Annotated in this window: 24 protein-coding genes and 4 tRNA genes; 9 read left to right on the top strand and 19 right to left on the bottom strand. The window is 70.9% G+C overall.

What is annotated here, in order from left to right:
* Positions 1-17 precede the first annotated feature (17 nt).
* On the bottom strand, positions 18-1,460 hold the full coding sequence (locus tag BLW76_RS22850) for an FAD-binding oxidoreductase (RefSeq protein WP_091310727.1): 1,443 nt from the start codon (positions 1,458-1,460) through the stop codon (positions 18-20).
* Between the two features lie 133 nt (positions 1,461-1,593).
* On the opposite strand from BLW76_RS22850, the gene BLW76_RS22845 reads away from it, so the two are divergent.
* The gene (locus BLW76_RS22845; protein ID WP_091310724.1) at positions 1,594-3,702 is read left to right on the top strand and encodes an elongation factor G-like protein EF-G2; all 2,109 of its coding nucleotides are present in this window, start codon (positions 1,594-1,596) and stop codon (positions 3,700-3,702) included.
* A gap of 108 nt (positions 3,703-3,810) precedes the next feature.
* Here the strand turns inward: BLW76_RS22845 and BLW76_RS22840 are convergent, their stop codons facing one another.
* The 13 genes from BLW76_RS22840 to BLW76_RS22780 all read right to left on the bottom strand — a co-directional run bounded on the left by BLW76_RS22840 (position 3,811) and on the right by BLW76_RS22780 (position 14,741).
* Positions 3,811-4,317, bottom strand: a complete 507-nt coding sequence (locus BLW76_RS22840) for an XdhC family protein (protein ID WP_091310722.1) — start codon at positions 4,315-4,317, stop codon at positions 3,811-3,813.
* A gap of 18 nt (positions 4,318-4,335) precedes the next feature.
* Complete coding sequence (locus tag BLW76_RS22835) at positions 4,336-4,587, bottom strand: hypothetical protein (RefSeq protein WP_091310720.1); 252 nt, start codon at positions 4,585-4,587, stop codon at positions 4,336-4,338.
* On the bottom strand, positions 4,584-4,850 hold the full coding sequence (locus BLW76_RS22830) for a hypothetical protein (protein ID WP_091310717.1): 267 nt from the start codon (positions 4,848-4,850) through the stop codon (positions 4,584-4,586). The genes BLW76_RS22835 and BLW76_RS22830 overlap by 4 nt, the downstream gene beginning before the upstream one ends.
* Before the next feature lies 1 nt (position 4,851).
* Positions 4,852-5,334 carry an NUDIX hydrolase gene (locus BLW76_RS22825; RefSeq protein ID WP_091310715.1) on the bottom strand — a complete coding sequence of 161 codons (483 nt, stop codon included), beginning with the start codon at positions 5,332-5,334 and terminating at the stop codon, positions 4,852-4,854.
* Positions 5,331-6,476: a glycosyltransferase family 4 protein gene (locus BLW76_RS22820; protein WP_091319725.1), complete on the bottom strand. Its 1,146-nt coding sequence runs from the start codon at positions 6,474-6,476 to the stop codon at positions 5,331-5,333. The genes BLW76_RS22825 and BLW76_RS22820 overlap by 4 nt, the downstream gene beginning before the upstream one ends.
* An 18-nt stretch (positions 6,477-6,494) precedes the next feature.
* On the bottom strand, positions 6,495-7,412 hold the full coding sequence (locus BLW76_RS22815) for a phosphatidylinositol mannoside acyltransferase (protein ID WP_091310712.1): 918 nt from the start codon (positions 7,410-7,412) through the stop codon (positions 6,495-6,497).
* The gene (pgsA, locus tag BLW76_RS22810) at positions 7,409-8,035 is read right to left on the bottom strand and encodes a phosphatidylinositol phosphate synthase (RefSeq protein WP_091310710.1); all 627 of its coding nucleotides are present in this window, start codon (positions 8,033-8,035) and stop codon (positions 7,409-7,411) included. The genes BLW76_RS22815 and pgsA overlap by 4 nt, the downstream gene beginning before the upstream one ends.
* Before the next feature lie 88 nt (positions 8,036-8,123).
* Positions 8,124-8,645, bottom strand: a complete 522-nt coding sequence (locus BLW76_RS22805; RefSeq protein ID WP_091310707.1) for a MarR family winged helix-turn-helix transcriptional regulator — start codon at positions 8,643-8,645, stop codon at positions 8,124-8,126.
* A gap of 73 nt (positions 8,646-8,718) precedes the next feature.
* Entirely contained in the window at positions 8,719-9,261 is a 543-nt protein-coding gene (locus BLW76_RS22800; protein WP_091310704.1) for an HIT family protein, read from the bottom strand.
* Positions 9,258-11,285: a threonine--tRNA ligase gene (gene thrS / locus BLW76_RS22795; protein WP_091310702.1), complete on the bottom strand. Its 2,028-nt coding sequence runs from the start codon at positions 11,283-11,285 to the stop codon at positions 9,258-9,260. The genes BLW76_RS22800 and thrS overlap by 4 nt, the downstream gene beginning before the upstream one ends.
* A 133-nt stretch (positions 11,286-11,418) precedes the next feature.
* On the bottom strand, positions 11,419-12,033 hold the full coding sequence (locus BLW76_RS22790) for a malonic semialdehyde reductase (protein ID WP_091310699.1): 615 nt from the start codon (positions 12,031-12,033) through the stop codon (positions 11,419-11,421).
* 313 nt (positions 12,034-12,346) lie between these two features.
* Positions 12,347-13,870, bottom strand: coding sequence for a sugar transferase (locus BLW76_RS22785; protein WP_167384691.1), 1,524 nt, complete (start codon positions 13,868-13,870; stop codon positions 12,347-12,349).
* Between the two features lie 799 nt (positions 13,871-14,669).
* Positions 14,670-14,741: transfer RNA gene (locus BLW76_RS22780), tRNA-Val, on the bottom strand.
* 391 nt (positions 14,742-15,132) lie between these two features.
* On the opposite strand from BLW76_RS22780, the gene BLW76_RS22775 reads away from it, so the two are divergent.
* The 4 genes from BLW76_RS22775 to BLW76_RS22760 all read left to right on the top strand — a co-directional run bounded on the left by BLW76_RS22775 (position 15,133) and on the right by BLW76_RS22760 (position 15,914).
* On the top strand, positions 15,133-15,558 hold the full coding sequence (locus tag BLW76_RS22775; RefSeq protein ID WP_013227152.1) for an SsgA family sporulation/cell division regulator: 426 nt from the start codon (positions 15,133-15,135) through the stop codon (positions 15,556-15,558).
* A gap of 112 nt (positions 15,559-15,670) precedes the next feature.
* Positions 15,671-15,743: transfer RNA gene (locus BLW76_RS22770), tRNA-Gly, on the top strand.
* A gap of 24 nt (positions 15,744-15,767) precedes the next feature.
* Positions 15,768-15,838: transfer RNA gene (locus BLW76_RS22765), tRNA-Cys, on the top strand.
* Between the two features lies 1 nt (position 15,839).
* Positions 15,840-15,914, top strand: a tRNA-Val gene (locus tag BLW76_RS22760).
* A gap of 50 nt (positions 15,915-15,964) precedes the next feature.
* Here BLW76_RS22760 and BLW76_RS22755 read toward each other — a convergent pair.
* Positions 15,965-17,176, bottom strand: coding sequence for a tyrosine-type recombinase/integrase (locus BLW76_RS22755; protein WP_208613552.1), 1,212 nt, complete (start codon positions 17,174-17,176; stop codon positions 15,965-15,967).
* Between the two features lie 157 nt (positions 17,177-17,333).
* Positions 17,334-17,666 carry a helix-turn-helix domain-containing protein gene (locus BLW76_RS22750; RefSeq protein ID WP_091310696.1) on the bottom strand — a complete coding sequence of 111 codons (333 nt, stop codon included), beginning with the start codon at positions 17,664-17,666 and terminating at the stop codon, positions 17,334-17,336.
* 216 nt (positions 17,667-17,882) lie between these two features.
* On the opposite strand from BLW76_RS22750, the gene BLW76_RS22745 reads away from it, so the two are divergent.
* Both BLW76_RS22745 and BLW76_RS22740 read left to right on the top strand, forming a co-directional pair.
* The gene (locus tag BLW76_RS22745) at positions 17,883-18,314 is read left to right on the top strand and encodes a histone-like nucleoid-structuring protein Lsr2 (RefSeq protein ID WP_091310693.1); all 432 of its coding nucleotides are present in this window, start codon (positions 17,883-17,885) and stop codon (positions 18,312-18,314) included.
* Between the two features lie 226 nt (positions 18,315-18,540).
* Positions 18,541-19,893 carry a hypothetical protein gene (locus tag BLW76_RS22740; RefSeq protein ID WP_091310691.1) on the top strand — a complete coding sequence of 451 codons (1,353 nt, stop codon included), beginning with the start codon at positions 18,541-18,543 and terminating at the stop codon, positions 19,891-19,893.
* 13 nt (positions 19,894-19,906) lie between these two features.
* Here the strand turns inward: BLW76_RS22740 and BLW76_RS22735 are convergent, their stop codons facing one another.
* Positions 19,907-20,527: an Rv1733c family protein gene (locus BLW76_RS22735; protein WP_091310689.1), complete on the bottom strand. Its 621-nt coding sequence runs from the start codon at positions 20,525-20,527 to the stop codon at positions 19,907-19,909.
* Between the two features lie 200 nt (positions 20,528-20,727).
* Between BLW76_RS22735 and BLW76_RS22730 the strand changes: the two genes are divergently transcribed.
* Together BLW76_RS22730 and BLW76_RS22725 are read left to right on the top strand one after the other, a co-directional pair.
* Complete coding sequence (locus BLW76_RS22730; protein WP_091310686.1) at positions 20,728-22,140, top strand: glycosyltransferase; 1,413 nt, start codon at positions 20,728-20,730, stop codon at positions 22,138-22,140.
* Complete coding sequence (locus tag BLW76_RS22725; protein ID WP_091310683.1) at positions 22,137-23,057, top strand: galactose-1-phosphate uridylyltransferase; 921 nt, start codon at positions 22,137-22,139, stop codon at positions 23,055-23,057. The genes BLW76_RS22730 and BLW76_RS22725 overlap by 4 nt, the downstream gene beginning before the upstream one ends.
* A 6-nt stretch (positions 23,058-23,063) precedes the next feature.
* Here BLW76_RS22725 and BLW76_RS22720 read toward each other — a convergent pair whose 3' ends face one another.
* Together BLW76_RS22720 and BLW76_RS22715 are read right to left on the bottom strand one after the other, a co-directional pair.
* Positions 23,064-23,510, bottom strand: a complete 447-nt coding sequence (locus BLW76_RS22720) for a hypothetical protein (RefSeq protein ID WP_091310682.1) — start codon at positions 23,508-23,510, stop codon at positions 23,064-23,066.
* Positions 23,511-23,589: 79 nt separating this feature from the next.
* Positions 23,590-24,573, bottom strand: coding sequence for an Acg family FMN-binding oxidoreductase (locus BLW76_RS22715; protein ID WP_341866499.1), 984 nt, complete (start codon positions 24,571-24,573; stop codon positions 23,590-23,592).
* Positions 24,574-24,576 lie beyond the last annotated feature (3 nt).

Here is a 24,576-nt window from a genome sequence, read left to right as displayed (position 1 = left end):
GCCGGATCCGGCGCAGTCTAGGACTCTCCCCTTTGGACAGTCGAGCGGGGCCCGGAAAGCCCTTGCGGGAAGGCGAAAAGCCCGTGCGGGTCATACTTCCGGGCGATCGCGCGCAGCCGCGGCAGATTCACCCCGTAGTACGCCCGCGCCCAGTCCGGCATGTCCGGGTCGAGGTAGTTGACGTACCCGGTGGTGCCGAATTCGGGCCCGAGCCCGTCGCGCACCGCGCCCAGCGCCCGCCGCGCCTCGGCTTCACCGCCGTCGCCGGTGGTGGCGCCGTGCAGGAACTGGAAGCTGGCCAGCGCGGACCGGTGCGGGAAGGCCGTCTCGCGGGCACCGACACGGGCGATCGCGCCGCCGGCGGAGTCGATGAGCGTGCCGACCTTCGGGGCGCGGGTCAGCACCTCGACGACCGCGGCCGGGTCGGTGACGGGCCGCAGCAGCATGCGCGAGGTGCCGACGTACGCCGCCCGGTCGGCGACGACGCCGGGCCGGGCCTCGCGGTCGTCGAACGACCGCATCGCGCTCAGGTGGTCGGTCAGCCGCGTCTCCCGGCCCGTCGGCGGGGTGCCCACGCGGCGGACGAGGTCGTCGAGCAGCGGCTTCAGCCGGGCTTCGGTGCCGAGGAACGTCCCGCTGGTCTCGGCGGCCCCGGCGTCGAGGTACACCCCCGACCACAGCTCGTCCGGCATCCCCGGCAGCCACTCCTGCCACCCGGCCAGCAGCGCGGCCTGGGTGCCGGGTCCGAAGTCGAGCTTGAACGTGACGACGTCGGCGACCGGCACAGTCCGGAAGGTGAAGCCGGTGACGATCCCGAAGTTGCCGCCGCCCCCGCCGCGCAGCGCCCAGAACAGGTCCGGCTCGGCTGTCCGCGACACCGTGCGCACGTGGCCGTCCGCGGTGACGATCCGCGCCGCTTCCAGGTGGTCGCACGTCAGCCCGTGCTTCCGGTCGACCAGGCCGACGCCGCCGCCGAGCGCGAGGCCGGCGATGCCGACGGTGTCGCAGGAACCCGCGGGCAGCACCCGGCCGGCGGCGGCCAGCGTGGCCGCGATCGGCCCCAGCCGGGCGCCCGCACCGATCGCCGCGCGGCCGTCCGGGCGCACGTCGATACCCGAAAACCGGCTCAGGTCCACGACGATCCCGCCGTCCACAGTGGAATAGCCGGGATAGCTGTGCCCGCCGCTGCGCGCGGCGACCGGCAGCCCGTGCCGAGCGGCGAACCCGACCGCGGCCTGCACGTCCTCGACGCGCGCCGCGCCGACGACCGCGGCCGGCATCCGGTCGTCGTACATCGTGAAGAACCCCTGCTTGGCCTCCGGGTAGCCGGGGTCGCCCGGCCGGAACAGCGGCCCCGAGAGCCGCTTCCGCAGCCGCTCCCAGTCGTCCGGCGGGGGCCACCCCGCCAGGCCCGCCACCGGCACCGCCCCGGAAATCCGCAGGAAAGCCCGCCTGTCCATGCCACTGCCCCCTCGCACCGCACTTCCCCCGGGCATTCGGCTGGTCCCGGGGGCCTTGCCTTGCCGTGACCAGGGTAGCGGGTGTGTGATCGAGGACACATCCCGTACACCAGCCGTTCGCCGAGGAGTCGTCATGGCAGACAAACAAGCCAAGCACGCCGACACCGGGGCCGCCGTCGCTGTGGACGACCCCGCCAAGGTCCGCAACGTCGTGCTCGTCGGACCGGCCGGGTCCGGGAAGACCACGCTCGCCGAAGCCCTGCTCGCCGTCTCCGGCACGGTGCCGCGGGCGGGCTCGGTGGTCGACGGCACGACGGTGTGCGACCACGACCCGGCGGCGGTCCGCCAGCAGCGCTCGGTCGGCCTCTCGGTGGCCCCGGTGCTGCACCAGGGCCACAAGATCAACCTGATCGACACGCCCGGGTACGCCGACTTCGTCGGGGAGCTGCGGGCCGGGCTGCGGGCGGCCGACGCGGCGCTGTTCGTCGTCTCCGCGGCCGAAGGCGTCGACGCCTCGACGGTCGCGGTGTGGGAGGAGTGCGCCGCGGTCGGGATGCCGCGCGCGGTCGTCGTCTCCCGGCTCGACCACCACCGGGCCGACGCGATGGCCGAGATCGCCGCCTGCCAGGCCGCGTTCGGCGCCGGCGTGCTGCCGCTGTACCTCCCCGCGGGCGACGGCCTGGTCGGGCTCATCACCCAGCGGTACTTCGACTACTCCGGCGGGCACCCGCCGACAGTCGGCGAGCCCGCCGCGGCCGACCTGGAACGGATGGCCGAGGCGCGCAACGAGCTGATCGAAGGGATCATCGCCGAGAGCGAGGACGAGTCCCTGATGGACCGCTACCTCGCCGGCGAGGAGATCGCCGAGGCGACCCTCATCGCCGACCTGGAGACCGCGGTCGCGCGCGGCTCCTTCCACCCGGTCATCCCGGTGTGCTCGACCAGCGGGATCGGGCTGGCCGAGGTGCTCGACGGCATCGTCCGCGCGTTCCCCTCCCCGCTGGAGCACCGGCCCCCCGACGTCACCACGCCGGACGGCGGCGAGCACGCCGCGATCACCGCCGACCCCGCGGGCCCCCTCGCCGCGGAGGTCGTCCGGACGGCGGTGGACTCCTACGTCGGCCGGGTGTCCCTCGTCCGGGTGTTCTCCGGGACGCTGCGGCCGGAGCGGCCGGTGCACGTGTCGGGCCACGGCCTCGCCGAGCGCGGCCACGAGGACCACGACGCCGACGAGCGCGTCGCCCACCTGTATTCGCCGCTCGGCTCGGCACTGCGGGAGGTGCCCTACTGCGTCGCGGGCGACCTCTGCGCGCTGACGAAGGTCGGCTCGGCGGAGACCGGCGACACCGTCTCCTCCCCCGACGACCCGCTGCTCATGGAGCCGTGGGCGATGCCGGAACCGCTGCTGCCGGTGGCGGTGGTCGCGAAGACCCGCAGCGACGAGGACACCCTCGCCCGCAACCTGTCCCGTCTCGTCGCGGGCGACCCGACGCTGCGGCTGGACCGCAACGCCGAGACCGGCCAGCTGGTGCTGTGGTGCATGGGCGAGGCCCACGCCGACGTCGTGCTCTCGCGGCTGCGCGCAGGCGGCGCCGACGTCGACACCGAACCGGTGAAGATCAGCCTGCGTTCGACGTTCAGCAAGCCGGCCAAGGGCCACGGGCGGCACGTGAAGCAGTCCGGCGGGCACGGCCAGTTCGCCGTCTGCGACATCGAGGTCGAGCCGCTGCCGCGCGGCGGCGGCTTCCAGTTCGTGGACAAGGTCGTCGGCGGCGCGGTGCCGCACCAGTTCATCCCGAGCGTGGAGAAGGGCGTGCGGGCCCAGCTGGCGCGCGGCCTCGCCGACGGCCACCCGGTGGTCGACGTCAAGGTGACCCTGGTGGACGGCAAGGCGCACAGCGTGGATTCGTCGGACGCGGCGTTCCAGACGGCGGGTGCGCTGGCGCTGCGGGAGGCCGCGGCGAACGGCCACATCACGATGCTCGAGCCCTTGGAGGAGGTGGCGATCCGCCTCCCGGACGAGCACCTCGGCACGGTCCTGGGCGACCTGTCGTCCCGCCGCGGCCGGGTGCTGGGCACCGAGGCGGGCGACGGCGGCCGGACCGTGATCCGCGCCGAGGTCCCGGCCACGGAGCTGGTGCGGTACCTGATCGACCTGCGTTCGATGACCTCGGGCACGGCGACGTTCACCCGCCGCCACGCGAGGTTCGAGCCGATGCCGGAAGGAATGGCAGTCCACTAGCCGGATCTCGCGTGATCAGAGCCGTAACTCGCGTGATTGGAGCCGTACCGACTTCAATCACGCGAGTTACGGCTTCGATCACGCGAGTTCCGTTTTCCCGCACGCGAGTTACGTGAAGTCGAAGCCGCCGGGGCGGTCGTTGCGGTCGGCGATGAGGCCCGCGAGGGTGGCCAGGGCGATCTCCGGCGGGGTGCGGGAACCGATGTTGAGCCCGACCGGGCGGTGCACCCGGGCGATGTCGGACTCCGGCACGCCCAGCCCCTGCAGGGCGGCCACGTGCGGGCCGGGATGACGCGGGTTGCCGAGCACCCCCACCCACCGCGGCTTGCCTTCGATCGCGGCCTTCAGCACCGCGCCCAGCTCGGGCCGGTGGTGGTCGGTGACGACGACGTCCGCCGACGCGTCGAGCCGCGGCAACGCGGTGTCCGCGTCGATGCCCTCGGGGACGTCGGTGACGCGCGCGGGATCGGGCTCGAACAGCGCGACGTGGTAGCCGAGGTCCTTCGCGAACTTCAGCAGGAACCGGGACACCGGCGACGCGAAGACGGCCACCAGGGTCCGCACGCCCGGGTCGGCGGGAGCCGTGCCGTGGGCGACGTCGCAGGTTTCGCTCATGCCCTCAGTTTGGCAGCTTCAGACCTCTTCGAGCACGCTCACCCGGAAGTGGAACGTCGCCGTCCGGCCCTCGACGATCACCAGGTAGCCGCCCGGGCCGCGCAGGACCGTCCGCGTCTTCACCGACCACGGGTGGGCCGGTTCGTGCTCACGCGCGAGCCGCAGCGCCTCGGCCTCGGCGGTCTCCCGGTCGGCGAACCGCACCCGCTCCGACAGCGCCCAGTTCCGCTCCGACCCGCGCTGCTCCTCGACGACCACCCACCAGGTCACGGTTCCACCACCCTATGGCCAAGTGTCACACGGAAGTGGAACTTAGCCGTAGGGCCGGACGCGATCACCAGATACCCGTCGGCGACCTGCAGAACCTTCCGCTCCGTCACCTTCGACGGGTGTATCGGCTCATGCGAGAACGCCAGGCTCCGCGCCACCGCGTCGGCGTGCTCGCGATCGCCGCCCGCAGGCTTCGTCTTCGTGACGTTCCAGGCGCGCGCGTCCCCGCCGCCGCGCTGTTCCTCGACGACCACCCACCACATGTCAGACCTCCGGCTCCGCGAATTCGAAGTACTCCGGCAACGGCGCGGTCCCCGCCAGGCGGAAGTACCGCACCTTCCGCCGCCGCCGCAGCCGCAGCGTGTCGCGGACGGCGTCGTTGTGGACGCGGCGGGCGATCACCACCCGGTGCTCGGCGTCGGTCAGCTCCTCGGCCAGTTCGGCCGGCAGGCACGCCCGGTCGACGCGGCCCAGCTCCAGTGTCAGTTCGTTCTCCGCGGCTTCGCGCTCGGCCCGGGGCGCCGCCTCGGCACGCTCCGCCGACGTCCGCAGGGCCGGGTCGCCCAGCACCGAGGCGACCGCCCGCGCGACGACCGCCCGCCGGGCCAGCGCCGCGTCCAGCGCGGCCCAGCCGGCGTCCGTGCGGACGTGCAGCCGGTCGAGCCGGTTCGCCGTCGCCACCAGGAAGAGCCCGCCCAGCACGACGACCGCCGCCAGCACCGGGAGCAGCCAGGAGAGCACGCTCACCGGGCGAGCTCCCGCTCCGGCGCCGCGACCCGCCGCGGGTCCGCCGCCACGGCCGTCTCGTAGACGCGCAGCACCTGCGTGGCCACCACCGACCAGTCGTACATCGTGACGCGCTCCCCCGCCGCCGCGGCCAGCGATGCCCGCTGTGCCGGGTCGCCGAGCAGCTCGCGCAGCCCGTCCGCGAGCGCGGCCGGGTCGCCGGTCTCGACGAGCAGGCCGGCGCGGCCGTCGTCGAGCACCCGCCGGAACGAGTCGAGCCCGCTGGCCAGCACCGGGGTGCCGGCCGCCATCGCCTCGGTGAGGATCATCCCGAAGCTCTCGCCGCCGGTGTTGGGCGCGCAGTAGACGTCGACGCTGCGCAGCGCCTGGGCCTTCACCTCGTCGTCGACCTGGCCGAGCAGCTCCAGGTGCGGAGCCAGCTCCGGCCCGGCGTCGCGGCGAAGCTGGTCTTCGTCGCCGCGGCCGACCACGACGAGCCGCAGGTCCTCGAACTCCGGGAGGATCATCCGCAGCGCTTCCAGCAGCACGCCCATGCCCTTGCGCGGCTCGCCGAACCGGCCGACGAACCCGACCGTGCCCCCGGCCCGCGGGTAGCCGGGCAGCGGCGGCGCCGAGGAGAAGAACTCGACGTCGACGCCGTTCGGGATTTCCACGGCGTCACCACCCGCGTGCTCGACCTGGACGCGGCGGGCCAGCGCCGACACCGCGATCCGCGCGGTGATCTTCTCCAGCAGCGGCCGCAGCACCGGCTGGAACGCCGACAGCGTCCGCGAGCGCGTGGTCGCGGTGTGGAACGTCGCCACGATCGGGCCGTCCGCGATGAGCAGCGCCAGCAGCGACAGGCTGGGCGCCGCCGGTTCGTGCAGGTGCAGGACGTCGAAGTCGCCTTCGCGGATCCAGCGCCGCACCCGCGCGTAGGACACCGGGCCGAACTGCAGCCGCGCGACCGAGCCGTTGTACGGGATGCCGAGCGCCTTGCCCGCCGGGTGCACGAACTCGGGCAGCTCCGCGTCCTCGTCCGCGGGCGCCAGCACGGACACCTGGTGCCCGCGCGCGAGCAGCGCCTTCGTCAGGTCGATGACGTGCCCCTGGACCCCGCCGGGCACGTCGAACGAGTAGGGGCACACGATCCCGACCCGCATCGGCCGCGTGGCCACCGCTCAGCTCGCTTCTTCGAGGCTTGCCTGCTCGGCGGCCTCGAGGTCGGCGGGCCAGAACTTCTGCACCATGTGCCAGTCGGCCGGGTGCGCGGCGATGTCGCCGGCGAAGATGTCCGCCAGTGCCTGGGTCGCGGCCGGGACCTCGGCGCGCGCGGTGACGCGGATGCGCGGGTGCAGCCGGATCTGCCAGCCGTCCTCGGTGAACCAGCAGCCGGCCGGGATGAGCGCGGCGCCGGTCGTGGCGGCCAGCCGCGCCGGGCCGCCGGGAAAGCGGGCCTGCTCGCCGAAGAACTTCACCGGGATGCCGCTGGTGGTCAGGTCGCGGTCGCCGACCAGGCAGACGGCCTTGTTCTCGCGCAGGCGCTTCAGCAGCACGCGCATCGCCGAGCTGTCGCCGGTCAGCGGCACGATCTCGAAGCCGAGCGACTCCCGGTACTCGACGAACCGGCGGTAGAGCGACTCGGGCTTCAGCCGTTCCGCCACGGTCGTGAAGCCGCCGAGGTAGTCGGCCAGCCAGACGCCGGCGGCGTCCCAGTTGCCGCTGTGCGGCAGCGCCATCACCGCGCCGTTGCCCTCGGCGAGCGCGGCGTCGAGGTTCTCCACGCCGGTGATCGAGGCCGCGACCTTGGCGCTGACCTCCTTGTGGTCCATCGACGGCAGCCGGAACATCTCGTGCCAGTACCGGGCGTACGAGCGCATCGCCCGCCGCGTCAGCTCGTCGAGCTCGACCGGGTCGGCCTGCGGCACCACGCGGGCGAGGTTCGCGCGCAGCTGCCGCACGCCGCCGCCGTCGCGGCGGACGGCGAGGTCCGCACCGAGCGAGAAGACCGTGCCGCCGAACCCGGCGGGCAGCCAGCCGGCGAGCTTCCACCCGGCCGCGTAGCCGAAGGCGCTCAACCGCTCTGACAGCGCACTCATGCCCGTTGCTCCCCCGCGGCGGCCTCGCGGGCCGCCTTCGCCACGGCGGCGAAGCGCTGCAGCAGCGTGACGACCGATCCGGCGGCAAGCAGCCAGAGCGTCACGTCCACGGTGTACGGAATTCCGAAGCCGTGCAGGCCGGTGCCGACCAGCGCGATGATCAGCCGCTCGGCGCGTTCGACGAGCCCGCCGTCGACCGGCAGGCCCGAGGCGTCGGCCCGGGCCTTGACGTAGGAGATGACCTGGGCGAGCACCAGGCACAGCAGGGCCGCGGCGGCGGCCGGGTGGTTGTCGTCGACGACGAAGCACCACCAGGCGATGGCGGCGAACAGGGCGCCGTCGACCAGGCGGTCGCAGGTCGCGTCGAGCACCGCGCCGAACGGGGTGCCGTAGCCGCGGGCGCGGGCCATGGCGCCGTCGAGGATGTCGAGCATCGCGAAGCCCCACACCGTGAAGGTGCCCCACAGCAGGTGGTCGTTCGGGAAGAAGACCAGTGCGCAGACGACCGCGCCGGCGGTGCCGAACACGGTCATCACGTTCGGGGTCAGCCCGGCGCGGACCAGCGCCTGGCCGATCGGATCGGTGACGCGGGAGACGGAGGCACGCGCGAAGATATTGAGCATCGGTTCGTCGAGGCACCTGGCTACGAGGGTCGGGTGGGCGAATGCAGCCTATCCACCCTCGGCCACGGCCCCGACGCGCCGCCCCGGGTCAGCCCGATTTCGTGAGCTGGCCCTCGTGCTCCTTCGCCGCTTCGGCAGCCGCGGCGGCGGCGCACTTCGGCGTCAACTGACGGCGGATGGCGGCGCTGATCTCGCCGAGCGCCGTCACCTGCTCCGGCGTCAGCGGGTCGAACAGGCTTTCGCGGACGGCCTCGACGTGGCCGGGCGCGGCCGCTTCGAGCGCGGCGAAGCCGGCGTCGGTCAGCACCGCCCAGGCGCCGCGCTTGTCGGTGGGGCACGCCTCGCGCCGCACCCACCCGTTGGCCTCCAGCCGCGCGACGGCGTGCGAAAGGCGGCTGCGCGACGCCTGGCGGGCGTCGGCGAGCTCGCTCATCCGCAGCCGGCGGCCGGGTGCTTCCGAGAGGGCGACGAGGACCTCGTAGTAGGTGTGCGGCATGCCCGAGTCGTGCTGCAGCTGCCCTTCGAGGTGCGCGCTGAGCATGCGGGTGGCCGCGTTGAACTCACGCCAGACGCGCTGTTCGTCATCGCTGAGCCATCGGGTTCCGGACATACCACCATCATACTCTCGGTTGAACACTCAATCAGGAGTTTTCGCCCGTCCGCCGCCCGTGGTCCAGACGATTTCACCAGGCGTCGGCGAGCAGGTCCCTCGTCTCCCCCAGCAGCTGCGGCAGCACCTTCGTCTGGCCGATGATCGGCATGAAGTTCGCGTCCCCGCCCCACCGCGGCACCAGGTGCTGGTGCAGGTGCGCGGCGATGCCCGCGCCCGCGATGTGGCCCTGGTTCAGGCCGATGTTGAACCCGTGCGCGCCGGAGACCGCGCGGATCACCTTCATCGCGTGCTGCGTGAACTCGGCGACCTCGCGGGTCTCCTCGACCGTCAGGTCCGTGTAGTCCGCGACGTGCCGGTACGGCACCACCATCAGGTGCCCCGGGTTGTACGGGTACAGGTTCAGCACCGCGAACACGACGTCGCCGCGGGCGACGATCAGGCCGGTTTTGTCGTCCAGCGCAGGGAGGCGGCAGAACGGGCAGCCGGGCTCGTCGTCGCCGTCCGGCTTGTCCTGGCCCTTGATGTAGGCCATCCGGTGCGGGGTCCAGAGGCGCTGGAACGCGTCCTGGACCCCGACGCCCTGCTGCTCGACGAGCTCGGGACCCTCACTCACCGAACGACCGTCTCCAGCGCCTCGGCCGACGGCGACGCGTTTTCGCGGCGCCCGATCCAGCCGGCGATCGCCTCGACCGCCTTCTCCACCGGCACGCCGTTGATCTGGCCGCCGTCGCGGAAGCGGAACGACACCGCGCCCGCCTCGACGTCCTTGGCGCCGGCCAGCAGCATGAACGGCACCTTCTGCGTGGTGTGCGTGCGGATCTTCTTCTGCATCCGGTCGTCGCTGGCGTCGACCTCGGCGCGGATGCCCTTGGCGCGCAACGCCTTCTCGATGGCCTGCAGGTGCTCGACCTGGTCGGCGGTGATCGGGATGCCGACGACCTGCACCGGGGCGAGCCACGCCGGGAAAGCACCCGCGTAGTGCTCGGTCAGCACGCCGAAGAACCGCTCGATCGAGCCGAACAGCGCGCGGTGGATCATCACCGGCCGCTGGCGCGAGCCGTCCGGCGCGGTGTACTCGAGCTCGAACCGCTTGTTCTGGTTGAAGTCCAGCTGGATGGTCGACATCTGCCAGGTGCGGCCGATGGCGTCCTTGGCCTGCACCGAGATCTTCGGGCCGTAGAACGCGGCGCCGCCCGGGTCCGGGACCAGCTCGAGGCCGGAGTCGATGGCGGCCTGCCGCAGCGTCTCGGTGGCCTCCTCCCACTCCCAGTCCTCGCCGATGAACTTGTCGGAGTCACCGCGGGTGGACAGCTCGAGGTAGAAGTCGGAGAGGCCGTAGTCGGCGAGCAGGTCGAGGACGAACTTGAGCAGCGACCGCAGCTCGGACGGCATCTGCTCCTTGGTGCAGTAGATGTGCGAGTCGTCCATCGTCAGGCCGCGGACGCGGGTGAGGCCGTGCACCACGCCGGACTTCTCGTAGCGGTAGACGGTGCCGAACTCGAACAGCCGCAGCGGCAGCTCGCGGTAGGACCGCCCGCGCGAGCGGAAGATCAGGTTGTGCATCGGGCAGTTCATGGCCTTGAGGTAGTAGTTCTCCTCGTCGAACTGCACCGGCGGGAACATCGTGTCCGCGTAGTAGGGCAGGTGGCCGGAGGTGTGGAACAGCTCGCCCTTGCTGATGTGCGGGGTGTTCACGAACTCGTAGCCGGCCTCCTCGTGGCGGCGGCGCGAGTAGTTCTCCAGCTCGCGGCGGATGATGCCGCCCTTCGGGTGGAACACCGGCAGGCCGGAGCCGATCTCCTCGGGGAAGGAGAACAGGTCCAGCTCGGCGCCGAGCTTGCGGTGGTCGCGGCGCTCGGCCTCGGCGATGCTCTCGAGGTAGGCGTCCTGCGCCTCGGCCGACTCCCACGCCGTGCCGTAGATCCGCTGCAGCTGCGGGTTCTTCTCGCTCCCCCGCCAGTACGCCGCGGCGACGCGGGTGAGCTTGAACGCCGGGATGAACTTCGTCGTCGGCACGTGCGGGCCGCGGCAGAGGTCACTCCAGACACGTTCCTTGGTGCGCGGGTCGAGATTGTCGTAGATGGTGAGCTCGCCCTCGCCCACCTCCATGACCTCGGAGGTGTCCACTTCGGACTTGAGGTCGACGAGCTCGAGCTTGAACGGCTCGTCCGCCAGCTCCTTCTTCGCCTCGTCCACGGAGTCGAAAACGCGCCGCGAGAACTGCTGGGCGCCCTTGACGATCTGCTTCATGCGCTTTTCGAGCGCCTGCAGGTCCTCCGGGGTGAACGGCTTGTCGACCGCGAAGTCGTAGTAGAAGCCGTCCTTGACCGGCGGGCCGATGCCCAGCTTGGCGTCCGGGAACTGCTGCTGCACGGCCTGGGCGAGCACGTGCGCCGCCGAATGGCGGATGACGCTGCGGCCGTCTTCGGTGTTCGCGGCGACCGGCTCGACCTCGGCGTCGGTTTCCGGCGCCCAGGCGAGGTCGCGCAGCTTCCCGTCGGCGTCGCGGACCACGACGATCGTGTCCGCGCCCTTGGTCGGCAGACCGGCTTCGCGGACCGCCGCGCCCGCCGTAGTGCCCGCCGGTACCACCACGCGGGAGGCGGCCACGGGGGAAACGGGGGGCGACTGGGACACGATCGGCTCCTCAAGCTGGAGTGACAGAGATGACGCCGTCGATGCTAGTCGGCTGCGCTCGCGGGCCTCACGCGCGTGGGGCGAACGCCGGACGGGCCGCCCCACGCGCGTGGGGCGGCCCGTCCGGTGGCGGTCAGAGGGTTTCGACGACCTGGTCGAAGTCCAGCCGCGGCAGGCGGTCGAACCACGGGTTCTCGCCCGGCTTGCCGACGTTGACGATGACGAGCGAGCGCCACTTCTTGTCCGCGAAGAACTCGTCGTCGACACCCTGGGCGTCGAAGCCGGTCATCGGGCCGGCGGCCAGGCCGGCGGCGCGGACGCCGATGATGAAGTAGCCGACCTGCAGCAGCGAGTTGAGCTTGGAGAACTCGACGCGGCCCTGCTCGTCGGCGAAGTTGTCCTTCACCTGCGGGGCGTGCGGGAACACCTGGGGGATGTTTTCGTGGAAGTCGACGTCCGCGGCGAGCACGACGGTCAGCGGCGCGGCTTCGGTCTTGTCCCGGTTGCCCGGGGCCAGGTGCGGGAGCAGGCGGGCCTTCGCCTCGGCGGTCCGGAGCACCAGCGCGCGCAGCGGCTGGGTGTTCATCGACGTCGGGGCCCACTTGACGAGGTCGTAGATCGCGCGGACCTGCTCCTCGGTCACCGGCTCGGAGCTGAAACTGTTGGCCGTGCGCGCCTCGCGGAACAGCAGGTTCTGGACGTCCGCAGGGAGCTTGAGGGCCTCGGTCTGCTCGGCAAAGGTGGTCATGGGGCTGTGCTTCCTTCCGTTGGGTCGGTACCCCGTGCAACCAGGTTGAGCGTTGAACTATTTCGTGCTCAACTACCTTCGTGTGGTGACGTGGCCCACAAGCCTGCCGGTAATCCGGGCGAGCGGGCGCAATCCGGATCCTCCGGACAGGTGCAGACCTCTGGGGCACCCAGCGGCGCGCGGGCCGTCCGATGACCCCCGCGGCCGTGGCCGGTAGCGCGCTGCAGCGGGCGTGTCCCGGAAACGAGCACGGCCGCCGGCTCCCCGCGGCGGGGGATCGGCGGCCGTGGAGCGCGGCGCGGCGGCAGACGGGTCAGTAGGCGCCCTGCCCGCCCATCACCGCGCGGAACGTCTTCCAGAGGATGACCAGGTCCAGGGCGAGCGACCAGTCCTCGACGTAGCGCAGGTCGAGCCGGATGCTCTCCGCCCAGGTGAGGTCGCTGCGGCCGCTGACCTGCCAGAGGCCGGTGAGGCCCGGCTTGACGAGCAGCCGGCGGCGGGCGTCGGGCGCGTACTGCGCGGTTTCCTCCGGCAGCGGCGGCCGCGGGCCGACGAGCGACATCTTCCCGGACAGGACGTTGAACAGCTGCGGCACCTCGTCGAGCGAATACCGGCGCAGGAAACCACCCACGCGGGTGATACGCGGGTCGCGCTTCATCTTGAAGAGCGGGCCCGCGCCTTCGTTCTCCTTTTCGAGGGTCTTCCGGATTTCGTCGGCGTTGGTGACCATCGTCCGGAACTTGAACATGGTGAACGTCGCGCCGTCGCGGCCGACGCGGCGCTGGCGGTAGATCACCGGGCCGCGGTCGTTGAGCTTGATGGCGACAGCGATCGCCAGCAGCAGCGGGGACAGCAGCGTCAGCAGGAACGCCGAGCCTGCCCGGTCGACGATCTCCTTCACCACCCGGCGGCCGCCGGTGAACATCGGCGCGGTGACCCGCAGGAGCGGCATGCCGAGCACGCCGGTGACGTTGAGCCGGGGCCCCGCGACCTCCATCAGCACGGGCGCCACGACCATTTCCGCACCGGTGCCTTCCATGTCCCAGGCCAGCCGCTGCAGGCGTTTCGGCGTCCAGTACTGGTCGGCGGTGATCGCCACGACGCGGTAGCCGCCGCGCCGGACGTGCCGGGAAAGCTCGTCCAGCCTGCCGACCACCGGGACGCCGTCGATCTCGCCGCTGTCGCGGTCTTCGCCGTGGCCGCTGAACGTGCAGGCGGCCTCGACGCGCCAGCCGACGTGGGCTTCCGAGCGGGTGCGGGCGATCAGGTCGGCGACGGTTTCCGGGCTGCCGGCGGCCATCACCGGCAGCAGGCAGAGTCCCCTGGCGCGCTTGCGGTGCAGCACCTGGCGCAGCAGGTAGCGCTGCGGGAAGGCGACCAGCGCGATGGCGGGGACGACGACGAACACCCAGACCTGGACCTCGAGCGCGCCGAACAGGAGGCCGCCCAGCGCGACCAGGACGGCGGCGGTGATGAAGCCGCGGCCAAGGGTGCGGTACTCCTCCGCGCCTTCGCCGAGCACGCGCGGGCTCCAGGCCCGGCTGGCGGGCAGCGAGACGAACACCGCGAGGATCGTGCCGAAGGCGTGCATGTCATGCGGGGCAACGCGATCGATGACGAACGCGCTGATCGCGATCACCAGCAGCGTGATGAAGACATCGCTGCCGATGACCCAGGCTCTGTACCGCGCTTCCCAGGCCGCGGGCCACGCCTTGGCGGCCGGGCCGCCGGCGTCGTCGGGCTGGTCGTCCCGCTTGGCGGGACGCGGGATGGCCTGGAGGTCGATGTGCGGCGGTGGCTGGCTCACCGTGTACGAAGGCCGCACCGACTCTTCCATCTGACCTCCCGGGAACTGGATCGAGTTGAGCCGCAGGCACGCAGCGTCACCGAAAACGATTTCGGAGAGTCACTACATCTCGGTAGTCGCGCGGCGCCCGCGGAGGCATCACACGGCAAGTTATCGGCGACTCTCTCGGCAGTGTTACAAGGATTTCCAGCCACATCCTGCGGGACTTCCCCGCCAGAAAATGGCCGGATCATAACAAGATGATGACGATGCGTGATAGCGCGTATCCCCGCGAAAATTACTTTGCGTAGCGAACAGGGCAATACCCGCACCCGGCCGGACCAAGCACCGCCGAACGGCCCAGCGGCCCCGTTCCGATCTACAGTGGACACTGCCACCCCAGACGATCCACAGTGGACCCACCAGGCCCACGAACGTCGCCTCGCGGACCCGCGCGCCACCGACAGTGACATTCATCGCCACGACGTCACGGGTGGCGGGTCTTGTCACACGTCGAGCCACCCCGAAGTGCCGAGGATCACATCGGACCTCCCGGGGACGACGTTCGACAGAAAACCACCGCAGCGACAGCGTTCGAAGGCAGTTCCGGCAAGCCCCCGCGGCAGGGGCGCGAACCACTCTCGCCAGCAGATACGGATGATCCGAACGGATCGTTCACTCCGTTTTCAAGACGCCACCACGCCCCGACCGGCACGCGCCTCGAAAGGCGACCAGACCTGGGGGTCCGGGGGCGCGCCCCCGGCGGGGGTGTGGGGGCTCGGCCCCCACAGGACACGACAAGAGAGCCCTGTCTGCGCATTCCGCAGACAGGGCTCTCCTAGCGATCGCGTGGGCGATACTGGGATCGAACCAGTGACCTCTTCGGTGTGAACGAAGCGCTCTCCCGCTGAGCTAATCGCCCGCTCGCGGTGTTGAGGTGAACTTTAGCGTACGACTTCCGGGCGCCTGCAAACGGGTGGTCCTGGTCGACCACACTCCGCTTACTGGTGAGTACGGAACGCACAACCCCGAGCTAGCCGGGGTTGTGCCGACGGGGGGCCGCCCGAAGCCACGTTCGACATCCGTGCGACGGTGCTATCGCCCGGCGACTAAACCGCGCAGTATGGAGGGCGTGGACCCCGCGGGGCGCGCCGGTCAGTTGCGCGCCGTGGGTGGTCACGGGTGGAGAAGGGGGCCGAAGAGCCCGGACGGGTGATCTGCGGCGCACTCGCGACGGTTTCGGCCTCCTGATGCGTCCAAGTGGTGACGCCCTCGGCCGGGCCGGGCCGGGAAGGGAGACGAAGGGTAGGACGATGCGCAACGATCACGTGACGCTCCGCTCGACGGCGGTCTTCGACCTGCTGGCGCCGCGGACTCCCGCGGTTCCGGTGAAGGTGGAGCTGCGCTACGACACACGCGACCCGTACGCGGTCGTCGCCGCCTTCCGCACCGGCCGCGCCGGCTGGGTCGAGTGGGTGTACGCCCGCGACCTCCTCGCGGACGGCCTCCTGGCCGACGCGGGTGACGGTGACGTCCGCATCCGCCCGTCGGTCGAGGACCCCGAAGCGGTCCTGATCGAGCTGAACTCGCCGTCCGGGCACGCGATGTTCGAGGCGTCGGCCCAGGAGCTGGCGGACTTCCTCGACCGGACGTACGACGTGGTCCTCCCGGGCAACGAGCACCTGTGGGTCGACGTCGACGACGCGCTCACCCACCTCATCCCGCACGATCTGGCCTGATCACGGCCCCGCTACGGCAAAGTGACACCCCGGTGTCGAAGCCGTTTCCGGGGTCCGATATGGTTTTCCCACACCACGGCGACGGGGACTCGGGTTCCCGGAGCTGCGGAATGCGGATGTAGCGCAGCTGGTAGCGCATCACCTTGCCAAGGTGAGGGTCGCGGGTTCGAATCCCGTCATCCGCTCGGTAGGCTCTCGGGCCTAGTCACGGTGGAGTGGCCGAGAGGCGAGGCAACGGCCTGCAAAGCCGTGTACACGGGTTCGAATCCCGTCTCCACCTCGCGCGATTAGCTCAGCGGGAGAGCGCTTCCCTGACACGGAAGAGGTCACTGGTTCAATCCCAGTATCGCGCACCACATGTTTTCGCAGGTCAGAAGCCCTGTCCCTCCCCGGAGGGGCGGGGCTTTCAGCTGTCAGTCGGCGACGATCCGGCGACGGCCCCCGGACCCGGCCCGATCACCCTCTGGGACCGCAGGTGCGGGAACCACGACATCAGCTTCGCCCGTTCCCCCGGGTACAGGGACGCCAGCGACCGCAGCCAGCGCTCCTCCAGGGCATTCAAGATCTGGTTGACCATCGCTGGGGTCACGTGGTCGTAGACGCGGGCGATGCCTTTCATCTTCTGGCCCAGCCGCGCCCGGCGGGCAACCTCCGGGATCCCGTCCTCGGTCAGCCAGGTGCTGTGGGTGTGGCGGCCTTCGTGGAACGTGAAGGTCGGCAGGATCGGCGGCCGTCGCTCCCCCGCGCCGGCGTCGTCCAGTTCGACGCCGTCCCATGCCGGCCGCCAGAACCGGATCCGGAAGTTCGACCGACGCCACGGGTGCCCCTCCGGCGTGCATAGCACGAAGGGTCCCCGATGGCTGTCCATCAGCTCCTCGTAGAGCACCGCGATCCCCGGCGGCAACGCCACGAACCTCGTGCCCGCCGGGGTCTTGGTCCGGCCCTTCTTGGGCCGGGCGTTCCCGCGCCTCGTCGGCGGACGCTGACGGCCATCCGCGTGATGATCATCACTCTTTCGGCCTCCTTTGTAGACCTTCCCGGCCACCTCCTTCAGCGGTGTGCGGATCTCGATGCCACGACGCTCGGAGTCGTACTCGTGCCGCTGCTGCCCGACAAGTTCACCCCATCGGGCGCCGGTATAGAAATCCATCAGACACAGCACAAACCCCGACTTCCCCAGCCCGAGCTCGTAGAGCCGCATCGCGGCCCGCAGCGCCTGGGCCGGCGTGGCGACCAGCCTCTCGGTGTCGAACTCGCCGCTGGATACCCGGACGCCGCTGCACGGGTTGGCCGGGATCATCCGAGCGCGCACGGCGGCGTTGAGGATGGTGGAGAACAACGCGAAGTACGAGGCCACCGACGACTCGGCGTAATCCTCGTGCAGCTCCGAGAGCCACCGCTCGATCTCCACGTACCCGTTGAAGATCGCGATCAGCGGCCACGCCTTCCACTGCGGCAGCAGCTGTGTGTCGAGGAACGACCGGTACTTCGCGACCGTGTTCAGCTCCAGCCGCGGAGCCACGGCAGCGAGCCACTCCTCGGCAAAGTCGTCGAACCGGGTCTCGCCGTCCCGAGGGTCCAACCAGAGGTTCCGCCGGATCAGGGCTTCCTGCTCCAGCCCCCACTCCTCAGCAGCCTTCTTGGTGGGAAACCCCGACCTGCTCCCCCACGCGCCGTCAGGACGCTTGTACCGCGCCCGCCACTCACCCGTGCCGGGCTCTTCCTGGCCATGCGCCATCCTTCAACTCCTCTTCTTCTCTATTGCTCCGCCCGCCTCACGCGGCGCGAAAGTCCTGGGCAACGTCCTGAACGGACACCCGCCGCCGCGGCGGCTGCACCGGCGCGGCACTGAGCCGCACGATCTCCGCAACATCGCCGCGGGTGAACCGGTAGTGCTTCCCGAACCGGTGATGCGGCAACACCCCGGCAGCGGCCTGGTCCTTCAACGTCCTCGGCGACAGCTGCAGCAACTCCCCCACCTCCTCCGCGGTCAGCAGCGCATCCGGGTCAGCCGGCGGCTCCGGCACGGTCGCCCGGACCGCTGCAGCGAGCTCGCGGATCGCTGCCGCAACGTCACCTGACGTTGCCACGTCATGCTCGGTTTCCATCGCTTTCTCCTCTGACTCTTCTACGGTCGTTCAAGGGAAGTGTTCGTCGTCGAATACGACCATCTACACCCAACGGGCACCTGCCCGTCAACGGTCTCTCGCAAAAAATACAAAGAGCCTCGTCGGCCGACACGCCCGTCGATTCAACGCGAATTCACGACGCTACTATTCAACGGACCCGACGCACACCCAGTGACTCAGAGAAGGATTGAGCTTATGGCGAAGCGAATCTCTATTGAGATTTCCGACGACACAGACGGCAGCCGCGCCGACCAGACTGTCCCGTTCGGACTCGACGGCGTGTCCTATGAAATCGATCTGTCCACTGTGAACGCCCGAGCGTTGCGCTCGGCGATGGAGCCATACGTGGCAGCGGCTCGCCGCACGGGTGGTCGCCGCATCAGGGTCGCTGTCGGCCAGTCCACCGACGACACGAAACAGGAACCGAGGGCGGCCACGGATTACGCGGCCACTCACGACATCCGTACCTGGGCTCGCGAGAATGGGTACGAGGTAGCCGACCAAGGCAGAATCGCGAAGACGGTCGTAGAGGCGTTCAACTCGTCTCGCCGTGACGGCACCTCCAGCACCGCCCGGAACCCTCGCGCCGGACGGACACCGAAACGGCGAACCATGCGCACCAAATGAGACACTCGAACCCGACCGCCACCCAAATAAAGTCATGGCCGTCTCCAAAAGCGGGCGTGCGCCGCGTACGGCGCCCTGACGCTCCTAACTCCGGGATTCGGCTCCGTTGGAGACGTGCGCGATCAGTGTTCCGACGTCACGACGTCTTCGGCGCCGAGTCCGGAGTAACGGCGGAGTGCAGCGCGGCGACTCCCCGGTGCGCGCAAGATCCTCGGAGGAGACATCAGTGACCGCTTCCCGGAAGACCGGTGAGTCCGGCCGGCACCGGAGACTGGGTCTTGTCGTCGTGCTGTCGGCGGTCCTGGGCGCCCTTCTGGGCCGCTTGCTGACGACACGTCCGCAGGGCGGCGCTCTCCACCCGGGTGCCGCAGCGTCGGTGACGACCGCCGACGTACCGGTGACAGCTCGCGGTTCCGGGAGTCAACAGCGGGTCCGGCGCGGAACGTCAGCCGGGTACGGCCTTCTTGCGTCGCTCCTGCTGGCCGTCAGCGGGTGGCAAATCAACCTCGACCATGGGCTGCCAGCGCAAATTGCCGCGGTGGCGGCGGTTCTGGTGCTGGTCGTCGCGCTCCGGGGATCAGCCAAGCGCCGGGGCCGCTGGGCCTCTGGTGTGCTTGCCGGACTGGCAATTCTCGCGATCGCGCTGGCCCTCGTACTGATCATGAGCGAGTTGCCAGGCAGCACGGCCGACGTCAACGGGCTACTCGCTCCGCTGATGCTGTTCATCGTCCTCGTCGGCACGGTCGCGTGGCTGGTCGCTTCCCGGGGCCGAGTGGTTCTCGCCGAGGTCGCCGCGCTGCTGCTCATCGCCTCCATGCTGGGCTTCGTCTCGTTCGCCAGCATCCCCCGGTTCACGGCGCCGGTCGCCGCACCGGAGCTCGCCGGCAACGCCGTGGTGTTCGCGGTCGACCCCATTGCTGAACTGAGCGTCGAGTTCAGCTACGAATCCTGGGGTCCAGCGGGAATGTGGATGTCCCTGCGGGTCCGTCCGGTAGGTGACATCGAGCGGCTGGTGTCCCGTGCCTGGGTCATTCTCTTGCTCGACGGGCTCAGGTTTAAGGTGGAGCAGCAGCAGGCGGGGAACGGGATTTTGCTCACGGACGCGGCCGACGGCTCGCAAATTCTTTCCGGAGCGCTCGGCCAGAGCGATTCGACGTACGCTGGATTCGTCACTGGATCGTTCGAGCAGAGCGCTGCTTCGCGGTCCGTCGTGTCGTTGCCTGCGGTCCACGCCGCTTCCCCACGGCGGCTCCACCAGCCTTCCAACGTCGTGCAAATCGTCGGCCACCTGTTGGTGAGCCCCAGGTCATTGGCCATCTCGGTGGACGGCGGGAACCTCGACCCGCTGGTGACGGTGACCCAGGCGTCGCCACCGCTCGAGGTGCAGAACAAGTTGTTCTGGAGTGCCCAGAACGAACTCGTCGGTATCACCTACTCGACCTTCGACCAAGGGGCCGAAGACCGGTCGCGCAACGTGCTGTTCGTCATCGCGATCCTCCTGGGGGCGGCCACCGCCTGCCTTGTCGCGGCGATGCAAGTCCTGCTGCGGATGAATCCACCCCTGCGAGCACCGGACTGACGCGGCTCCAGAACTAGGCTCCCGTCTGGCTCTGGTCGTCTCGGCGTTTGCTGCCGGCCTGACGGGTGACCCATTCCTGCTCCCACTCGGCCAGGCGGTGGCGGTTCAGCGCGTAGACCGCGCCGCGGTAGACGAAGACGAGCAACGACACCGCCGCCGCCCAGAGGGTTGCCGCGCCGATGGGGGCGCCGATCGTCGCGGCCGCCATGGTCAGCGGGCGCTCCGTCGGTGCGCCCGTTTCATCGATCCAGATCTTGACCTCGTGACCCGCGACCGTGCCCGCCGCCGCTTTCACCTCGCCCACGCGCTGCTGCCCGTCTAGCGTCCGCCACGTCGCCTGCGTCGGGGCGGAGTCGAAGGGTGTTTCGCCGCGGCCCGCGGAGACCGGCTTGGGGCCGTCCGCCAGCAAGACCGCCGTCACCGTGTAGCGCGCGGAAGTCTGCTCGCGGGACTTGGCCGCCGCGACCGAGTATGCGCCGATGCCGAACAACACCGCTCCCGCCGCTGCCGCCAGCGACAGCAGGATCACCAGGGCCAAGAGCTTCGCCTGCAGCCGGTCCGACCGGCGGACCAGCGGGCCTCGGCCCGGCAGGAGTGTGTGCCGCAGCCGGGTCAACCGCATCCTGGTGTACATCGGTCCTGCCCTCCGGGTCGCTCGGGAAACGTTCACCCAGCATCGCCGGGTGAGGCGGTCGCACCGCAGGGGCGACGGTCCCCGTCCGGCGGGCCTTGCGGCCGTTTCCACTCGGCCCGGTTCCGGTGACTTTGGGCCCTGGCCATGACAGCCGGACGTGTCCGACGCTGGACACCTGGCCGTCGAACGAGGGGTCCGGGATGCAGACAGTCGACGTCGGTGCGCTCTCCGTCTCCGCCTATCGCGCGGTCGCGCCGGACTGGATCGTCGAGCCGCTTCTCGAAGTGGCGGAACGGCTTCGCGGCGCGCGGGTCATCCATCTGAGCGCGACGCCCTACGGTGGCGGGGTTTCCGAACTGCTTCGGTCCGTGGTGCCCCTCTACAACGACCTGGGCGTCCGAGCGAGCTGGAAGATCATCAGTGGTGAGCCCGGCTTCTTCGCCGTGACGAAGAAGCTGCACAACGCGCTGCAGGGCGGCACCGAACCGATAACCGACGCCGACATCCGCCGCTACGAGGAAACATCGCGCCGCAACGCCGAACAGCTGTCGGCCGATCCGGACTTCGCGGCCTGCGACTTCGTCTTCGTCCACGACCCACAACCCGCCGCCGTACTGTCCTTTGCGGACACCACGAACGCCCGGTCGGTGTGGCGCTGCCACGTCGACACGTCCGAGCCGGCACCCGGCGTCTGGGACTACCTCGGCAAGTACGTCGAACGCTACGACGCCACCGTCTTCACCCTGCCGGATTTCGTGCCGCCGACGCTGGCGCGCGACCGGGCCGACATCATCTGCCCCGCGATCGACCCGCTCAGCCCGAAGAACATGTCCCTGGACGACCGGACCGCGCACGCGGTGCTCAACTGGATCGGCATCGAACCCGACCGCCCGCTCGTCACCCAGGTGTCGCGGTTCGACCCGTGGAAGGACCCGCTCGGCGTGATCGACGCGTTCCGCCTGGTCCGCTCCGAAGTCCCCGGGCTCCAGCTGGCACTGGTCGGCTCGATGGCCCTCGACGACCCGCAGGGCTGGGACGTCTACCGCCAGATCGGCGAGGCCGGCCGCGACGACCCGGACATCCACGTCTTCACCAACCTCACCGGCGTCGGCAACGTCGAGGTCAACGCTTTCCAGCGGTGCTCGTCCGTGATGATCCAGAAGTCGATCCGCGAGGGGTTCGGGCTCGTGGTCTCCGAGGCGCTGTGGAAGGGCACGCCGATCGTCGCGGGCCGGGCGGGCGGGATCCCGCTGCAGGTCGCCGACGACGCCGGCGGGCTGCTCGTCGACTCGACCGCCGAGTGCGCCAAGATGCTCCTGGAGCTGCTCGAGGACCCGGGCCGCGCGGCCGCGCTGGGCGCCGCCGGCCGCGAGCGCGTACGGCGGCACTTCCTGCTCCCCCGGCTCCTGCTCGACGAGCTGACGCTGCTCGACGGCCTCGCCCACGGCGACCCGCCCGGCGCGCTCATGACCCGCTCCGACCACCGCGATCCGGTCTGCGGGCTCACCGTCCCGCCGGGCGGCGGCCCGCCGTCGACCCTCGAAGAGGGGCATACCCGCTACTTCTGCTCGCAGCGGTGCCGCACCGCCTTCCTCGAAGGAGCTGACTCGTGACGACCCGGCCATGGCACGGCGGCGAGCTGCGCTGGAACGCCGAAACGGAAGACTGGACGATCCTCGCGCCCGGCCGTGGCGGCCGCCCGCACCGGGTCACCCGGGCCGCGTGCCCGTTCTGCCCGGGAACCAGCCAGGACACCCCGCCGGAGACGTGGCGGCTGCCGGGTGACGGGCCGGGCTGGCGCGTCCGCGCCGTGCCGAACCGGTACGCGTTGTCCGACAAGCACGAGATCGTCATCGAGTCGCCGCGCCACGACTGGGACCTGGCGACCGGCACCGACGCGGAGGTCGCCGACGTCCTCGGGGCCTGGCAGCACCGCCACCGCGCACTCCGGCCGTCGGCCGCCCAGGTCGTCGTGTTCCGCAACCACGGACCGGCGGCCGGGATTTCGCTGGACCACCCGCACTCGCAGGTGGCCGGGTTGCCGGTACTGTCCGCAGGCACCCGCCGCGAGCTGGAAACAGCCCGGACGCACCACCGCGACCACGGGCGGCGGCTCGCCGACGAGCAGCTCGAAGCGGCGCTGAGTGACGGGAAGCGGATCGTCTTCGCCGACGACCACGTGGTTGCCTACGCGCCGTTCGCGCAGGTCGCCGCGTACGAGGTCCGGATCGTCCCGCACCGCGCGCACGCGGATTTCGCCGCCGCCACGGCCGAGGAGATCCGCGCGACAGCCGGTTGCCTGCGGGCCGTCCTGGCCGCGCTCCGTTCCGAACTGGGCGATCCCGCGTACAACGTCGTCGTGCGGACCGCGCCCCGCGGTTACGAAAGCGCGCCCTTCCTGGCCTGGTCGCTGCAGGTGGTTCCCCGGCTCGAAATCCCGGCCGGCCTGGAGCTCGCGACCGGGGTCCCGGTGACGACCGTGACCCCGGAACACTCGGCCGCGCGGCTGCGCACCGCCGTGGCGGCATGACCGGCGTCAGCGTGGTCGCCGCAGGGCAGCGCGCACCAGGGTGGTGACCTGGACCAGCAGGCCGATCACCGAACCGGCCAGGCTGACGACCAGCACGGTCCGGGCTGTCAACGCCCAGTCGAAGCTGCTGCCGGCGAAGTCGAAGGGGAAGACCTGCCACAACCGCACCAGGGCGGCCAGCCCCGCGCACGTCGTCACGACGCCGTTGAGGGCGACGAGCCACTCGGGGTCCTGCCACAGCTGGACCAGGCCGGTGACCAGACCCGCGACCAGCGCGAGGTCGACCAGGCCGAGCACCGTGGGGAACGCCGGCGTGAGGAACGGCAGGACGTCCCAGCCAGGCCAGGCGTTGACCAGGACCAGCAGGACGCCGTTCAGCACGACCCCGACGAGGTAGCCGGCGCGCCGGGTCCGGACGGGCGGTCTGCGCTTGTGCACACTGGTCGTCGTCATCGTGGACTCCGTTCTCCCCCCACGATCGTCGACCTGCGGGCAGGCCGGAGGCAGAGTCCTTGGTCCACGGCGGCAGGCCCTAAGGTCCGCGGCGCAGCACCTCCTCCGCCGCCCGGCGCGGGCTCGGCGGATCCGCTTCCGCGGCGTAACCGATGCGGAGGAGGGCTTGGGGGAAACCGGTGAGCCCGAGGTCCTCGCACAGCGCCGAGCGCACCGGCGCCAGGTGCAGCGGCTGCGTCAGCACCGCGGCGGCCAGGCCGAGGTCGACCGCCGCGAGCCAGGCGCGCTCCATCGCGTAGCCGGCCCGGACGTGGTCGAGCCGGGAATCGTCCACGGTCACGAAGAGCAGGAGCGTCTCCCCGGCCAGCCGGCGCTCGAGTTCGGGCGTTTCGGGGATGTCGGTCGCGCGGCGGACCAGGCCCGCCCAGGGCACCGAACCGGCCGGGATCCTGCTCGCGGGGATGCCGACGCCGTGCCGGTGGGCCCGCTCGTCCCGGATCGTCCACAACGACAGCTCACGCTGGTAGGCGCCGTCCTGCCGGAAGGTGTCCGCGGCGAAGTGCAGCAATCGGGCGAGGGCGGCGACCTCGTGGACTCGACGGGCTTCGACGCCCGGCGCCCCGCCCGCCGTGACGACCCGCCGCACCACGGCCCCGGGCACGGCCACGCCTTCGAACGGCGCGCGGTGACTGGCCCGGCGGGCGATGGCCCCATAGCAGCGGAGCTCCTCGATCGCCGGCGCGGCCGGTTCGCCGACGGCAACCCGGGCGAGGAGGTCGGGCTGCTCGTCCTCCGGCAGGAACGAGACCACGCACGAGCGGCCGAGGGTGCGGACCGCCAGCTCGAGGTTCGCCACCGCCGCGCCGCAGGAGGCGGCTCGGTCACGGCCCTGCGGATCGTGGTGCGGCAGAGCCGGTTCGGAGCGTTCACGCACCGACAGCTCCCCCGGGATGGCCTCAAGCAGCCAGGGCTGCGTGTTGTGCACTGACGGCGCCCGCATCATCGACCGGACCAGCACCTCGGTCTCGGCGGGCGTCCAGCCCGACGCCTCCACAGTGGACACAAG

Origin of the sequence: Amycolatopsis tolypomycina, assembly GCF_900105945.1 — a bacterium.
GTDB classification, from domain to species: Bacteria; Actinomycetota; Actinomycetes; order Mycobacteriales; family Pseudonocardiaceae; genus Amycolatopsis; species Amycolatopsis tolypomycina.
The sequence above is the reverse complement of the archived record's forward strand: the minus strand, read 5'-3'. Positions and strand labels throughout refer to the sequence as shown.

Bases quoted from the DNA above. Each gene is read 5' to 3' on its own strand.
- BLW76_RS22850 (WP_091310727.1), bottom strand. From the start codon at position 1,460: ATGGACAGGCGGGCTTTCCTGCGGATTTCCGGGGCGGTGCCGGTGGCG.
- BLW76_RS22790 (WP_091310699.1), bottom strand. From the start codon at position 12,033: ATGACCACCTTTGCCGAGCAGACCGAGGCCCTCAAGCTCCCTGCGGAC.
- BLW76_RS22735 (WP_091310689.1), bottom strand. From the start codon at position 20,527: ATGTACACCAGGATGCGGTTGACCCGGCTGCGGCACACACTCCTGCCG.
- BLW76_RS22830 (WP_091310717.1), bottom strand. From the start codon at position 4,850: ATGTGGTGGGTGGTCGTCGAGGAACAGCGCGGCGGCGGGGACGCGCGC.
- BLW76_RS22750 (WP_091310696.1), bottom strand. From the start codon at position 17,666: ATGGAAACCGAGCATGACGTGGCAACGTCAGGTGACGTTGCGGCAGCG.
- BLW76_RS22840 (WP_091310722.1), bottom strand. From the start codon at position 4,317: ATGAGCGAAACCTGCGACGTCGCCCACGGCACGGCTCCCGCCGACCCG.
- BLW76_RS22745 (WP_091310693.1), top strand. From the start codon at position 17,883: ATGGCGAAGCGAATCTCTATTGAGATTTCCGACGACACAGACGGCAGC.
- BLW76_RS22730 (WP_091310686.1), top strand. From the start codon at position 20,728: ATGCAGACAGTCGACGTCGGTGCGCTCTCCGTCTCCGCCTATCGCGCG.
- BLW76_RS22720 (WP_091310682.1), bottom strand. From the start codon at position 23,510: ATGACGACGACCAGTGTGCACAAGCGCAGACCGCCCGTCCGGACCCGG.
- pgsA (WP_091310710.1), bottom strand. From the start codon at position 8,035: ATGCTCAATATCTTCGCGCGTGCCTCCGTCTCCCGCGTCACCGATCCG.
- BLW76_RS22815 (WP_091310712.1), bottom strand. From the start codon at position 7,412: ATGAGTGCGCTGTCAGAGCGGTTGAGCGCCTTCGGCTACGCGGCCGGG.
- BLW76_RS22845 (WP_091310724.1), top strand. From the start codon at position 1,594: ATGGCAGACAAACAAGCCAAGCACGCCGACACCGGGGCCGCCGTCGCT.
- BLW76_RS22775 (WP_013227152.1), top strand. From the start codon at position 15,133: ATGCGCAACGATCACGTGACGCTCCGCTCGACGGCGGTCTTCGACCTG.
- BLW76_RS22805 (WP_091310707.1), bottom strand. From the start codon at position 8,645: ATGTCCGGAACCCGATGGCTCAGCGATGACGAACAGCGCGTCTGGCGT.
- BLW76_RS22820 (WP_091319725.1), bottom strand. From the start codon at position 6,476: ATGCGGGTCGGGATCGTGTGCCCCTACTCGTTCGACGTGCCCGGCGGG.
- BLW76_RS22785 (WP_167384691.1), bottom strand. From the start codon at position 13,870: ATGGAAGAGTCGGTGCGGCCTTCGTACACGGTGAGCCAGCCACCGCCG.